Raw genomic sequence first — 12,061 nt, forward strand, 5'->3', positions numbered from 1 at the left:
AACCGTCGAGTTTCGATCGCACGCGGCCCCACGATCGACCCCCGCTAGCAGCCGAGAGCAACTGCCATCAGTCGCCGCTCGCGGCACTGTCCTCACCGTCGGCCCCCTCTCGCCAGTCCTCGATCTCGTCGTCGTCGGCGTCGTCGATCCGCTGTTCGTAGTAGGCCATCGGATGCGGAATGCGCTCGCAGAGGTCGTCTTTGTTCACGCAGTCGCCGTAGGACTGCATCGTCGCACACGAGGGCGGCGAGTACTCCGTCGGGGAGCTATCGCCGCGGATGTGGTCGGTCTGGTAGCGGGTCATCTCCTCGCCGAACGACGAGTTGACGCGATAGAGGTCGACGATCTGATCGGTGGTCATCCCGATACTCGTCAGGAACGCCGTGATCGCGAATCGGGAGTGGTGCGCCAAGTGTTCGCCCTTCTGGATCTGATCGAGCAGGGCCTTCATACACGGCGGGAACAGGTCCGGAACGACCGTGTCGATGTCCTGGGTCAACTCGAGATCGGCGACCACCTCACGGATCTCGGCCGCATCGTCCTCGAGCGCGGTCGCGATGGTGTCTGGCACCTCGAACGGAAGGCCATCCTCGATACGGCTCCGGATCGCCTCGCGCAAGAGCGCGAGCAACTCCTCCGCGTCGACAGGCACCTCGCCGGCATCCAACGGTCGATTAACCAGTCGCCACTCGTCTTCCCACAGGTCCTCGGCCAGCGGGAGGTAGGTGCCGACGTCGATCCGATAGCCGTCGCCGTCGGTCGCCTCGCGAACGTCGTCCCGCAGGTCGAACTCGGCGAGCAGGTCCTCGAGCTCGAGACCCGTCGTCTCGACGCTCTTCAGTTCGGTGGTGTCGGCCATGTCGGCGGTAAAGCGGTTGTAGGCCGCCGCGGCTTCCCCGCGGGCGTACTTTCGGACGAGCACTCGCTCTCCGACCAGTGAGACGAGCACCCGCGCGACGGGATAGGAGAGCAACTCGACGCGAGCGTCGCGGTGTGAGTCTCCGACCTCCCCCTCCTCGAGCGCGGTAATAACGCGTTGGCGTGCGCGGTCGACGACCGCCTGATCCTGCTCGACGACGGTCGCGAGATCGACCGCCTCCGTCGCGACGGACTCGCGAGCGGCCTCGAGAAACGGGTACCGCGCGTGCAGTCGCTGCATCGGTAACAATATTTTACCGCGACGGGATAAACGCGCTGATTACCACAATCAGTCTTTATCCCGCTGAACCGTTCCGACAGGTGGGCCTCGAGATTGATCTCGGTCGGTCGACATCGAGACGGCCGTCGCGAGGCCGTCACCGACGCGATAATATCGTATTACTGCTCCCCGACGGCCGATCGCGTGAGGCGGGCCGACGCCCCCACTTTCGAGGATCGATTTCAAGGGTGTTCGACACGTCGTCCAGGGTATGCCACAGGCGACGAGAGACGGCGTGTCGATTTACTACGAACACGAGCGACGTGACGGGGACGGGCGAGCGCCGATCGTGTTCGTGCAGGGACTCGGATTCGGTCGGTGGATGTGGCGCTGGCAGCGCGAGGCAGTTGCCGACGAGTACGACGTGATCGCTCCGGACAACCGGGGCACCGGCCGCTCGGACGTCGGCCTGCCGCCGCTCGTGGCGCGACTGCCGGGGACGCTCCGCGCCCTCGTCCTCCTCAAACTGGCCGGTTACTCGATGGGGGGGCTCGCAGCGGACCTCGAGGCCGTTCTCGACGACGCGGGGATCTACGACGCCCACATCGTCGGCGCGAGCATGGGCGGGATGATCGCCCAGCGCTACGCGCTGGAGTACTCCCGGACGAAGTCACTGACGCTGTGTTGTACGTCCCACGGGGGTCCCGACGCGGCACCGGTGCCCGAGGAGACGCAGGAACGCATGTTCGAGACGCCGGACGGAGCCAGCGAGCGGGAGACGATCCGCCACCGAATGCGACCCGCGTTCAACGAGCGGTTCACCAACCGGAACCCCCACCTGATGGATCGAATCATCGAGTGGCGACTCGAGCAGGACGCCGGTGCCCCCGCTCGCGAGGCCCAGGCTGCCGCCGTCCAGAACTTCGACGTCAGCGACCGCCTCGACGGGCTCCGCGTGCCGACGTTGCTCCTCCACGGGACCGACGACCAGGTCGTCCCCGTCGAAAACGCGCGGCTGCTCGAGGAGAAGATTTCGGACAGCCGCCTCGAACTCGTCGAGGGCGGTTCGCACCTCTTCTTCATCGAAGACGACGAACTGGTCAACGAACACCTGCTGGCCTTCCTCGACGAGCAGGAGTGACGAGGGGTCCGAGACTGGCGGCCGTCTTGGCGCTGCTCGGGAAACGGTCGTCAGCTGGCTGCAGTGACGTCCCGGATCCGGATCTCACCGTCGCTTCGGACGCCGACATCGAGGCCCTCGTAGGTGAACCACACCAGATGAGTGTCGTCGGTCTCGCCTCGCTGGGCGTGCTCGACCAGATCGTTGAGCGCGCCCGGATCCATGACGTCGTACAGCGGCGCTAGCTCGGCGGGATCGGCCTCGAGAACCGCGGCGACTGCGGTGACAACGGCCTCGCTCGGCCGGCCGTCCGCCGGATCGAACGTGGTGACGTAGCTGTGATCGGGCGACTCCGACTCGTCCGTCGAATCGTTTGGGGAGGGCATACCCTGTTATTGTCGAGAACTCGGGTAGCCACTCGCCTGCCTATATCATCGTATTAAGTAGCCGATGACGCTCGAGCGCGTCATCCGGTCTGCTGTCAGTCAGTTCCGGCGCACCTGCGACCGGCCATACGAATGCGCCCGCAAACAGTTACAGCTGCCGTATCAGTCGCTCTGGATGCGCGGCGCGAGCATGTAGGTAACCTGTCCCTGCCCCTCCGCGAAGCCGAAGTAGATCTTGACGGGGAACTCCTCGCCGAGGTCGAGCGTGACCTCGGTGTCCTTGGGAATCGCCTTGTTCATGTCCTTGAGGTAGTCCAGCGAGAACAGCGAGCGGGCTGGACCGACCTGCAGATCGATCAGATCGTCCTGGGTGAGCTCGAGGTGGACGTCGTCGGTGTCGCCCTCCGCGTTGACGTAGAAGAACTCGTCAGTTTCGTCGACGCCGAGTGCGATGTGATCGGACACCATGTCGGCGGCCGTTACGGAGCGGTTGACGTCTTTCCCCTCGAGGACGACCTCCGCGGGCAGGTCGAGGTCCGGAATGTCCGGCTCTTGGCGGATCGAGTCGGGATCGATGAGCGCGAGCGTGTACTCGAGCCCGTCGATCTGGATGTGGAGCTTGCGGGTCTCCTCGTCGAGTTCGAGCTGGATGAGCTGGCCGGTGTCGGCCATGCCGGCGATATCCTCGAGCCGCGAGAGGTCGACGCCGATCAGTCCGCCGTCCGCCTCGTAGGATTCGAACGCAGACGCATCGAGCGAGAGGTCGACCATCCCGACGTTCGCGGGGTCGACGGCGCGGATCTCCAGTCCGTCTTCCTCGAGGTGGATCTTGCACTCGTCGACCAGCACGCTCACCGAATCGAGCGCGCTGGTGAGCGTTTCGGCGCTCACGATGGCCTTGAACATATAGGTTGGCGTACGGACGGTCGCCATAAAAAGCCACCCTTTACGCGCGAGCGGGCTCGAGCAATCTCGACTCGTGGCTTGGCGGTGATCGCCGGACGACACCGCCTCGAGGAGGAACTCGTTTCCGGGGACCGCGCGATCGAGCGGGCAGTGATGGACGCGGCTTCTCGAGTCGGGACCGCGTATTCGCGGCCTGAAACCGCGAGTCGCGGCACCTATCCGTCTCGACCGCCTAGCGACGCTAACTGAGTGCAATTTCGATGGCAGGTAAAGACCACTACTACAACAAGGCGAAGCAGGAAGGGTATCGCTCTCGAGCGGCATACAAGCTCAAACAGCTCGACCAGCTCGAGAACGTCATCGATCGCGGCGATACGGTCGTCGACCTGGGGGCGGCCCCCGGCGGCTGGCTCGAGGTCGCCGCCGAGGCGGTCGGCTCGGAGGGGAACGTTATCGGCGTCGACTTCCAGCGGATCAAGGACTTCGAGGACCACGACAACGTGGAGACGCTCCGCGGGGACATGACCGAGGACAAGACCCGCGATCGGGTTATCGACGCCGCCGGGGGCCCGGTCGACGTCGTCGTCTCCGACATGGCACCCAACATGTCCGGGGAGTACTCGCTCGATCAGGCCCGCTCGCTGCACCTCGCACGACAGGCCTTCGAGACGTCCATCGAACTCCTGGACAGCGGCGGGGACTTCGTCGTGAAGGTCTTCGAGGGGCCGGATGTCGACGACTTCCGAGCGGACGTTGAGAAGGAGTTCCAGTACGTCCGTGCGACGTCGCCGAAGGCCAGCCGTGACGAGTCCTCCGAGGTCTACTTTATCGGAAAGGGACGGCTCACCGCGACGGTGCGGCCGGGCGACGAACTCGAGGTCGAGATCGACGCCGTCGGGAACGAGGGCGACGGCATGGCGAGCGTCGACGGCTACCGGCTGTTCGTCCCCGACACGGAGGAAGGCGAGACCGTCACAGTGTGCGTCGAGGACGTCAAGCCGAACTTCGGCTTCGCACAGCGGATCGACCGGGACTGACCGGTCGGCTACTCCTCCGTCTCGAGGCGGTCGTGGCGCTCGTCGATCTCGTCCAAGATGTCCAGGTTCTTTCGGATCGAGGAGCGAATCGCGTCGCTGCGGTTGACGAACTTCCCGTCGTCGCCGACGTGGTCGTCCAGATCCTCGAGGAGTTCCTGCGGAATTTCGACGCTGATCTTGGGCATCAGTCTGGATAGTCGTTCGCACGTCCTCGACTTAAGAGGGTTGATCGCACGGTTTCGATCGGGATTTCGTTTCGAGACGGATTCCGACTCGGCCGGGATGCCGTTCAGGCGAACGATATCTCACCCGGAGTCTCGAGTTGCTCGTGAGTGGAAATCGGCTGAGGTGGGCGTGCGGTCGGGGGAGGCGTGATACTTCCGTGCTGCCAGCGCAGCAGAACATACCCTGTTACCACACGTTTCAGTATAGCAACAACTGAACCGATTTACACATCGATCGCACAGTAGTCGTGCGATCGGCGGTGCAGTGACGTTCAGCGGCTGTTATCGTTACTGATCCGTTCTCACTGTTTGAGAGTGATGACGGCATCCGCCACGGGACGGTCGTCTCGCAACTCGTCTACCAGTTCGAGAACGGGCACCAGCTCGTCGAACCGAGGACCTTTCGTGGCGACGTAATCGTGTCGGTCCCACTCGATGAAGCGGTCGCCAGCGAGCTTTGGAATGTGAACCGCGTGCATACGGATGAGTTCCTTGTCGCCCGCGTTGCTCTCTTGATCGGTGGACAGATACTCGCGGAGGAACCGCTGGTTCGCTTCAACAATTTCCTGGGAACTGCTGGACAACTCTGGGACGTGGTATCGGCCGGATTCCAGTAACTCGATCAATAACCCGCGTCGCTGACCGTCAGCCAACGCCTCGAACGCGGCATCATTGTGCATCATTGAGCCCCCTCAAGTGGTGATATTCGGATCACACGTCGGTTCCGTGCGGAGTAATATGTTATGTTATTATCAGTTCGATCCAGCGATCGAAGTACGGCCCGACGGTGTTCGCTGGCGACTGTCGAGAGACCGTCATTCGAAGGGATCACCGTCTCCTGTTCGTTTTCACTGACCGTCATACGAATTCTCCTGTCAACTCGTCCCAATCCCTGCTTACGGCCCATATGAACTCATTACTTCGCCAACCCTGTGTGGATTTGCCTTGGTACACGAGGGAACGAGACGGTTCAGCCCTCCGACTCGGACTGGACGAGCGTGTACGTGACGAGCGACACGATCGCACGACGGAGTCGTTCCGTCACGGCCTGATCCGAAATCCCGAGTTCGTCCGCGAGTTCCTTGGTCGTACAGCCTCTCGGTATGTCGTAGTATCCCATCCGGACGGCGAGCGTGATCGCTTCGCGCTGGAGTTCGGTCAATCCGTACCACGGACCGGCGTCCGGTTTCGTCGGGTTGTACACGCGCTGTACCTCCAGTGAAATCTGTGCGTCCTCACAGTGTGTTCTGAACTCGCTGAGGGCGTCGTGATCGGGAAATCGCAACTCGAACTCCCACGAATCGCGCGTTCCGATGGCACTCAATAGCTGTCCCTCGCTCTCGGTGATTCCCTCGAAGAGGTGATCGTGGTTCGCATCCCAGTCGAGGGTGACGAGCGCCCTGTCGTCGAACACGTCTACCTCAGCCGCGCTGGTGACGGCCGGGTGGCGCTGGACGGACTCGAGAAACGAGTGTCGCGTCGAGTTGTGGATCCAGAAGAGCGGAACGGTCGCCTCGCCGATCGGGACGAGATTCTCGAGTTCGATGGACGTGATCCCCTCCACGTCGAGAATCCGTCCGAGTTCGAAATCCGAAGATGGAACCCGGAATTCTGCAATCACGCTCATTTCGTGCTGCGTTGATTGGCAATACATAGATAAAACGGACTGGCATGGTCCACCATGCACGTCCGGAACCGATAGATTGTGGCTCTCTATCACTCCTCTCTGATGCCGTCGCGTACAAGCCATCACCGTCGGTGCTTGGTACACCACCCACGTGGGTTATCGGCCTTCGTGGCGAACCACCGGTATGGCTACCGTGATGGAATTTACGAGTCCGGCGGACGAGTTTCCATTGGGGACGGTCTTCCAAAATCTCCCCGAGGTAACGATCAAGATGGAGCGACTCCTCCCCCAGGAGGACCTGATAATCCCGTATTTCTGGGTCCGGGGTGCGGCCGCCGAGGACATCGAAGCTGCGTTCGAAACCCACGCTGGATTGGTTACCCTCAAACTCATCGACAGCGTCGACGACGAGTATCTCATGCGTGCGGAGTGGGAACCGGAGTATTTCGGCATCCTGAGCGCCCTTACCGAAACCAACATCTCCGTTCTCTCCGGAGTCGGAACGAAAGCGGGGTGGGACTTCGAAGTCCGCGGTGAGAGCCGTGAGGCGATCAGCGACTTCCGTACCAACTGCCAAGCGCACGACATTCCCATTGAGATTACCGCAGTTCACCAGTTGCTCCCGATACAGGGCGACGACTACGAGTTGACCGACACCCAGCGAGAAGCGCTGGTGTTGGCTTACGAACGCGGATACTTCGATTCGCCGCGTGAGGCCTCGCTCGAGGATATCGCCGCGGAACTCGGAATCACGCAGCAGTCGCTTTCGTCTCGACTCAGACGCGGTCACCGACGGCTCATCGGCGGGACGCTCACCAATCAGTAATCTCGACCGGAAATCCGGACAGCAGTATTAATACCTCCTGTATAATCAGTGTCTGTGTTAAACCGCCGCAGACCGCTAGCGTATTGTAGATATCTATGACTGCCAGTTTAGCCAGTGTCGAGTTAGAGTCGCTTGAGTTCGATCGGGAGTCAGACACGTACCGTGCCCGGTACGATCAGGACGCGACTGCCACGAGCATGGCCGTTGTCGCCGCAGTGTCGAACGTTCTGGATACCGACCCGCTCGAACTGGACCCGCTTCACAACACGATCGATACCGATGCCCTCGATGATCTGGTTCGATGTCGGGACTCATCGAACGAACCGGTCAGTGTCTCGTTTACGGTCGAAGGGCACGAAATAACCGCGCTCAGTAACGGGGAGATAACGCTCTCTCCACTGAACTCCGAACGTGTCGCCCGCGAGAACGTCGGAATCACACGCCAATGACGACCGACGAGACGCCGCCCTCGTCCGAAGCGGAGTTACGTGCCGAACTGAAAGCGCTTCTCCGTCGCGCGTACGACAGTGACCTCGAGATCGAAGGCGGGTGGGACTGTCGGAACGGAACCGACTATCCGGACTGGGACGTGATCGTTACCGAAGTACAAAAGAACGAGGTGCAGGATATTCCGTCGACAAGCGAGTGATAGAGGGCACGTACAGCATGTAAAACGGTTTCTCTGAGCGGTGATTGATTGGGAGGATGGAGCGGCTTATTCGGGCGGGAGCAGTGTAACGAAGCGTCCTCTATCGTGGCAACACGGAATCGCCATGCCCCCGCCAGTCGATTTCGACTTACCGGGGCTTCGGCACCCGTGTGCTCACGGCGGCACCGTCTGTTCACGGGCTTTCTGCCCGTTCACATGGTCTGCGAGGCCCACGGCCTCGCACTATTCGCATGATTCGTGGGACCTCCGGTCTTGCCCTACCGCTCACTCACTGCGTTCGCTCGTCCACTGCCAGAGCACGCTCTGACAAGCTGCTGAAAACCCGGAGATTTTCGCATCACGAGACGGCTTTGCCGTCTCGAACGATTTCGACCGTAATACTCGCGAAGACCTCGCACACTATCGTCAGCTGTCCTTACTCCTGTTCGGCCAGCGGGCAGCGCGCGCCACCGCATGTGGGTTGCGTCGTCTGAGCGGTACAGCGATCCCCTCTACGAAGCAGCTGCAAGACTGAGCGAGCGATGAAACGTCGGTCGAGGAACAGTGGACGCCGTCACTCCGTCGCGGTCGGACCGGCGTCCTCGGTGTCCGACGGAGCCGCCGAGCCGCCGCCACCACCGCCGAACAGCCGGCCGCCGCCCGTGAGGACGTAGAGAACGGCGAGACCGAGCAGGTAGGTCAGCGAGATCGGGATGGCGAACAGCAACATCATCAGGATCCCCTTCGGGCTGAAGAAGGCAGCGATGACGAAGATGCCGACGACGACGGGCCGCCAGCGCTCGAGCATCGAGCGGTAGCTGGCGACGCCGCCGACGTGGAACAGCGCCATCGTGACGATGATGTTGAGCAGGAAGCCGATGCCGACGGTCGTGGCGATCACGAGCCAGAAGAAGCTCTTGATCCGGTAGGAGATGATCATCCCGTTGCTGATCGCGTCCGAGACCAGATACGAGATGATCGTCGGCGCGACCCAGAAGAACCCGAGATAGGTTCCGACGGCGAAGCCGACGAGCAGGCCGCCGCCCCAGACGACGAACGTGCGCCGGTCGCCGTACACCAGCCCGCGCTCCTTGGCGGCCGGCCAGGCGTAGAACAGTATCACCGGCAGCGTGGCGACGAGCCCGGCGAGGGCGCTCACTTTCGCCTCGAAGATGAGCACTTCGACCGGATGCAACGCGACGACGATGTCCATCGCTTCGATGAGTTCGCCGAGATCCATCCCGCTCGGGTCGATGTCGTTGCGGGTAGCGACCTCATCGAGCACGTTCTGGGGAACCCGATCGAGGAAGAGCCTGAGGATGTCCCCGAGACCGCCCGAGTAGAGCCAGAAGAAGGTGCCGCCCATGACGACCATGAACAGCCCGACGATGCGGAACACCTTCGAGGTGAGACTGTTGAAGATGAAGGCGATGTCGTAGGCGTAGCCCCCGATGTCGTCCTCGTCCGTCTCCTCCTCAGTGAACGGGTCGAGCATGCCGGCCGCGGTACTCGCGAAGAGGCTCTCGTCCTCGCCGGTGTCACCGCCTGCGGCGCTCGCGGTAGCGCTCGCGGCCGCGCCGTCACCGCCATCGTCGGCCGTCTCGATCGAATCGAACCTGTCGAGGATGGCTTGTGCCTTTTCCCGATCGTCGTCGTACATCGCCTGCCGGGAGTACTCGAGCGCCTGGTCCTCGCTCATACTGTGGAAGACTTGCACCGACACGTCGTCGATGTCCTCGACCGCGAGCGTCTCGAAGTCGACGTCCTCGTGGGTGTCGGCCCGCCGAATGTCGTCCGCTCGCGGGTAGACCGGTTGCTGGAGCACGTGGATCGTGTAGCCAAGCAGGACTACGAACCCGACGGCGGCGCTGACCAGGAGACCGACCGCGATCTCACCGGCGAGACCGTGCGTGTTCGCCATCGCCTCGAGTCCGAGGGTCCCGCTGGGGCGCAGCCACGACGGGAACGTCGGGTAGACGGACTCGCGGAGGTAGCCGAAGCCGCCCTGGTTGACGGCGGCGGAAATCGCGGCCGCGACGACGGCGAGCACGCCGCCGAACTGGAGGAGACGCCGCTTGACGTGGTCGGTTCCCGTCCCCTCGGATTTCGCCGCGCCGCGCCGGCGAACGTTGGTGACGACCTTCGCCAGGCCGAGGCTGAAGACGTAGAGGATAACCATCGGCATGGCCCACATGACCTGCGTGAACGGATCCGGCGGCGAGAACAGGGCCCCGAAGATGACGATCCCGACGACGGCGTGTCGCCACTTGTCCCGGAACGTCTCGTAGGGAATGATCTCGGTGTAGGACAGCACGCCCATCAACAGCGGGAGCTGGGCGGCAAGTCCGAACGAGAGCGTCAGCAGCGCCATGAACTCGGTGAACTCGGTGATCCCGTAACTGGGTTTGACGCCGGCACTGACGGCGTTCCCCGCGAGGAAGCCGAACGCATACGGGAAGAAGATGGTGTAGGCGTAGATGACCCCCGCCACGAACAGCGAGAGCGCCATCACGACGAAGCCGGCGATATACCCCTTCGAGATCGGGACGACGCTGTGATAGCCGCGCCGACGGATCGCTTTCCGGGAGAAAAAGAGCAGTGCGGGAATCGCGACGACGGCGCCCGTGATCATCCCGATCTTGGCCTGTAAGAGGATCACCTCGAACGGCGTTCGCGTGATGATGTCAGTCGAGCCGGCGATCTCCTCGTTCATCTGCCCCTTCGCGGTCGCCTCGAGGAAGTCCCAGACGACCACGCGGAGCGCGTAAAAGGAGCTGACAAAGCCGATGAGAAAGACGATAAATACCTTCTGCAGGTGCTCTTGGGCACCCGAGAGGAGCGCGCCGATCGTCTCCCGGCCGCTGTTGATGGCCCGGGCGGTGTCCTCGTCGACGGCAGAACTCATTGGGTTGGGGTAACTGACATCCAGTTATCAACCTTTCGAGTGGGTGTGCGGGTTCGTGGGGCGATCGAGCGGCCTTCTCACTCTCGAGGGGTAGTCGTAAGAAAAAGGCCTATAACCGGTGGCCTATCAGTATTCCGTAGATGTCGGACGAGCCGGCGGACGATCGCGATGCCGAGTCTCCCGAAGAGTCACGGGACGACCCCGATATCGAGGGCCCTGACGAGTCACGGGGCGACCTCGACGAGCGACCGCTAGCTCCGGACGATGCCGCCGAATCCGACCCCGCCTCCGATACCGGATCGTCAGCGACCGACGGTGTGGAGTCGCCGAACCTCGAGACCGACGGCGAAGGCGTCGTCGGCGATCCGCACACCCCCGAGCAGCCGTACCCCGATCCTGACGACGATATCGGCGGACTCTCGACGCCGCCGGACGACGAGGAGATGCCCCTGGCCGATCACATCGAGGAGATGGTGCTCCGGCTGGCGGTCGTCTTGCTGTTCGGAGCCGGCGGGACGGCGATCGGGCTGCTGTGGGCCTCCGACGCGATCGAATTCATCTGGTTCAACGTCTTCCCCTACGACGCCGGCGAGGTCCCGCCACCTCACGTTTACAACCCGCTCGAGCTGTGGTTGACCCGGATCAAGATCTCGTCGCTGCTCGGGATCATGATCGCGCTGCCGGCGTTCGTCTACGAGTGTTACCTGTTCATGCGGCCGGGGCTGTATCCGAACGAGCGCAAGTACTACCTCGCGGCGGTGCCGACGAGCGTCGTTCTCGGCGCGATCGGGATGTTGTTTTCCTACGTGCTCGTGTTGCCGATCCTCTTTCGGTACTTCACCTACTACGCGGAGGGAAGCGCCGAGATCGCGTACGCGCTGGGCGACACGTTCAACCTGATCATCACGCTCATGGGCTTTCTCGCGATCGTGTTCCAGATTCCGCTCTTCATCATGCTGGCGATCATGATGGGCGTGACGACCCGCCGCTGGCTGGCCCAGAAGCGGCTGTACTTCTGGGCGGGCTTCGCGGGGCTCTCGTTCATGTTCACGCTCGATCCGACCGGGATGGCTCCCATCCTGGTCGCTGTCACGATGATCCTGCTGTTCGAAGGGACGCTGTTCGTCCTGAAGTGGGTCGGACGCGAGTAGTCCGACGCGGCCCCGTTTCGAGCCGGTGTCGGGTCGGTCGTGTTCCTCTCGGCTGTCGCTTCGCGTGATCGACCGGGCGATCGTCCGAGATT

Annotated in this window: 14 protein-coding genes; 7 read left to right on the forward strand and 7 right to left on the reverse strand. The window is 62.5% G+C overall.

Going from position 1 to position 12,061, the window contains the following annotated elements; all coding sequences use genetic code 11:
- Window positions 1–67 precede the first annotated feature (67 nt).
- Window positions 68–1,159: a DNA primase regulatory subunit PriL gene (gene priL, locus CP556_RS08075; RefSeq protein WP_098725146.1), complete on the reverse strand. Its 1,092-nt coding sequence runs from the start codon at window positions 1,157–1,159 to the stop codon at window positions 68–70.
- A gap of 250 nt (window positions 1,160–1,409) precedes the next feature.
- Here priL and CP556_RS08080 point away from each other — a divergent pair, with 250 nt between their 5' ends.
- A complete protein-coding gene (locus CP556_RS08080; RefSeq protein ID WP_098725147.1) occupies window positions 1,410–2,279 on the forward strand; it encodes an alpha/beta fold hydrolase in 870 nt (289 codons plus the stop codon).
- 50 nt (window positions 2,280–2,329) lie between these two features.
- On the opposite strand, the gene CP556_RS08085 is transcribed toward CP556_RS08080, so the two are convergent.
- The gene (locus tag CP556_RS08085; protein ID WP_098725148.1) at window positions 2,330–2,644 is read right to left on the reverse strand and encodes a HalOD1 output domain-containing protein; all 315 of its coding nucleotides are present in this window, start codon (window positions 2,642–2,644) and stop codon (window positions 2,330–2,332) included.
- Between the two features lie 162 nt (window positions 2,645–2,806).
- Complete coding sequence (locus CP556_RS08090) at window positions 2,807–3,550, reverse strand: DNA polymerase sliding clamp (protein WP_098727327.1); 744 nt, start codon at window positions 3,548–3,550, stop codon at window positions 2,807–2,809.
- Window positions 3,551–3,634: 84 nt separating this feature from the next.
- On the opposite strand from CP556_RS08090, the gene CP556_RS25890 reads away from it, so the two are divergent.
- Together CP556_RS25890 and CP556_RS08095 are read left to right on the forward strand one after the other, a co-directional pair.
- Complete coding sequence (locus CP556_RS25890; protein ID WP_176548149.1) at window positions 3,635–3,799, forward strand: hypothetical protein; 165 nt, start codon at window positions 3,635–3,637, stop codon at window positions 3,797–3,799.
- 11 nt (window positions 3,800–3,810) lie between these two features.
- On the forward strand, window positions 3,811–4,587 hold the full coding sequence (locus CP556_RS08095; RefSeq protein WP_098725149.1) for a 23S rRNA (uridine(2552)-2'-O)-methyltransferase: 777 nt from the start codon (window positions 3,811–3,813) through the stop codon (window positions 4,585–4,587).
- A gap of 8 nt (window positions 4,588–4,595) precedes the next feature.
- Here the strand turns inward: CP556_RS08095 and CP556_RS08100 are convergent, their stop codons facing one another.
- The 3 genes from CP556_RS08100 to CP556_RS08110 all read right to left on the reverse strand — a co-directional run bounded on the left by CP556_RS08100 (window position 4,596) and on the right by CP556_RS08110 (window position 6,438).
- Entirely contained in the window at window positions 4,596–4,772 is a 177-nt protein-coding gene (locus CP556_RS08100; protein WP_098725150.1) for a ribbon-helix-helix domain-containing protein, read from the reverse strand.
- A 341-nt stretch (window positions 4,773–5,113) separates the two neighbouring features.
- Window positions 5,114–5,494: a hypothetical protein gene (locus tag CP556_RS08105; RefSeq protein ID WP_098725151.1), complete on the reverse strand. Its 381-nt coding sequence runs from the start codon at window positions 5,492–5,494 to the stop codon at window positions 5,114–5,116.
- Between the two features lie 287 nt (window positions 5,495–5,781).
- Window positions 5,782–6,438, reverse strand: coding sequence for a helix-turn-helix domain-containing protein (locus tag CP556_RS08110; RefSeq protein WP_098725152.1), 657 nt, complete (start codon window positions 6,436–6,438; stop codon window positions 5,782–5,784).
- A 184-nt stretch (window positions 6,439–6,622) separates the two neighbouring features.
- Between CP556_RS08110 and CP556_RS08115 the strand changes: the two genes are divergently transcribed.
- The 3 genes from CP556_RS08115 (at window position 6,623) to CP556_RS08125 (ending at window position 7,913) form a co-directional block, all read left to right on the forward strand.
- Entirely contained in the window at window positions 6,623–7,264 is a 642-nt protein-coding gene (locus CP556_RS08115) for a helix-turn-helix domain-containing protein (RefSeq protein ID WP_098725153.1), read from the forward strand.
- A gap of 95 nt (window positions 7,265–7,359) precedes the next feature.
- A complete protein-coding gene (locus tag CP556_RS08120; RefSeq protein ID WP_098725154.1) occupies window positions 7,360–7,713 on the forward strand; it encodes a HalOD1 output domain-containing protein in 354 nt (117 codons plus the stop codon).
- The gene (locus tag CP556_RS08125) at window positions 7,710–7,913 is read left to right on the forward strand and encodes a hypothetical protein (RefSeq protein WP_098725155.1); all 204 of its coding nucleotides are present in this window, start codon (window positions 7,710–7,712) and stop codon (window positions 7,911–7,913) included. Before CP556_RS08120 ends, CP556_RS08125 begins: the two co-directional genes overlap by 4 nt.
- Window positions 7,914–8,487: 574 nt before the next feature.
- Here the strand turns inward: CP556_RS08125 and CP556_RS08130 are convergent.
- The gene (locus tag CP556_RS08130; protein WP_098725156.1) at window positions 8,488–10,818 is read right to left on the reverse strand and encodes a twin-arginine translocase subunit TatC; all 2,331 of its coding nucleotides are present in this window, start codon (window positions 10,816–10,818) and stop codon (window positions 8,488–8,490) included.
- Window positions 10,819–10,958: 140 nt separating this feature from the next.
- Between CP556_RS08130 and tatC the strand changes: the two genes are divergently transcribed.
- Window positions 10,959–11,969 (forward strand): twin-arginine translocase subunit TatC, encoded by a 1,011-nt coding sequence (gene tatC, locus CP556_RS08135; RefSeq protein ID WP_098725157.1) that lies wholly within the window; start codon window positions 10,959–10,961, stop codon window positions 11,967–11,969.
- Window positions 11,970–12,061 lie beyond the last annotated feature (92 nt).

Origin of the sequence: Natrinema sp. CBA1119 (assembly GCF_002572525.1) — an archaeon.
GTDB lineage: Archaea > Halobacteriota > Halobacteria > Halobacteriales > Natrialbaceae > Natrinema.

What these genes read in the sequence shown, in the direction of transcription:
- priL (WP_098725146.1), bottom strand. Translation starts at nt 1,159, where the DNA reads ATGCAGCGACTGCACGCGCGGTACCCGTTTCTCGAGGCCGCTCGCGAG.
- CP556_RS08080 (WP_098725147.1), top strand. Translation starts at nt 1,410, where the DNA reads ATGCCACAGGCGACGAGAGACGGCGTGTCGATTTACTACGAACACGAG.
- CP556_RS08085 (WP_098725148.1), bottom strand. Translation starts at nt 2,644, where the DNA reads ATGCCCTCCCCAAACGATTCGACGGACGAGTCGGAGTCGCCCGATCAC.
- CP556_RS08090 (WP_098727327.1), bottom strand. Translation starts at nt 3,550, where the DNA reads ATGTTCAAGGCCATCGTGAGCGCCGAAACGCTCACCAGCGCGCTCGAT.
- CP556_RS08095 (WP_098725149.1), top strand. Translation starts at nt 3,811, where the DNA reads ATGGCAGGTAAAGACCACTACTACAACAAGGCGAAGCAGGAAGGGTAT.
- CP556_RS08100 (WP_098725150.1), bottom strand. Translation starts at nt 4,772, where the DNA reads ATGCCCAAGATCAGCGTCGAAATTCCGCAGGAACTCCTCGAGGATCTG.
- CP556_RS08105 (WP_098725151.1), bottom strand. Translation starts at nt 5,494, where the DNA reads ATGATGCACAATGATGCCGCGTTCGAGGCGTTGGCTGACGGTCAGCGA.
- CP556_RS08110 (WP_098725152.1), bottom strand. Translation starts at nt 6,438, where the DNA reads ATGAGCGTGATTGCAGAATTCCGGGTTCCATCTTCGGATTTCGAACTC.
- CP556_RS08115 (WP_098725153.1), top strand. Translation starts at nt 6,623, where the DNA reads ATGGCTACCGTGATGGAATTTACGAGTCCGGCGGACGAGTTTCCATTG.
- CP556_RS08120 (WP_098725154.1), top strand. Translation starts at nt 7,360, where the DNA reads ATGACTGCCAGTTTAGCCAGTGTCGAGTTAGAGTCGCTTGAGTTCGAT.
- CP556_RS08125 (WP_098725155.1), top strand. Translation starts at nt 7,710, where the DNA reads ATGACGACCGACGAGACGCCGCCCTCGTCCGAAGCGGAGTTACGTGCC.
- CP556_RS08130 (WP_098725156.1), bottom strand. Translation starts at nt 10,818, where the DNA reads ATGAGTTCTGCCGTCGACGAGGACACCGCCCGGGCCATCAACAGCGGC.
- tatC (WP_098725157.1), top strand. Translation starts at nt 10,959, where the DNA reads ATGTCGGACGAGCCGGCGGACGATCGCGATGCCGAGTCTCCCGAAGAG.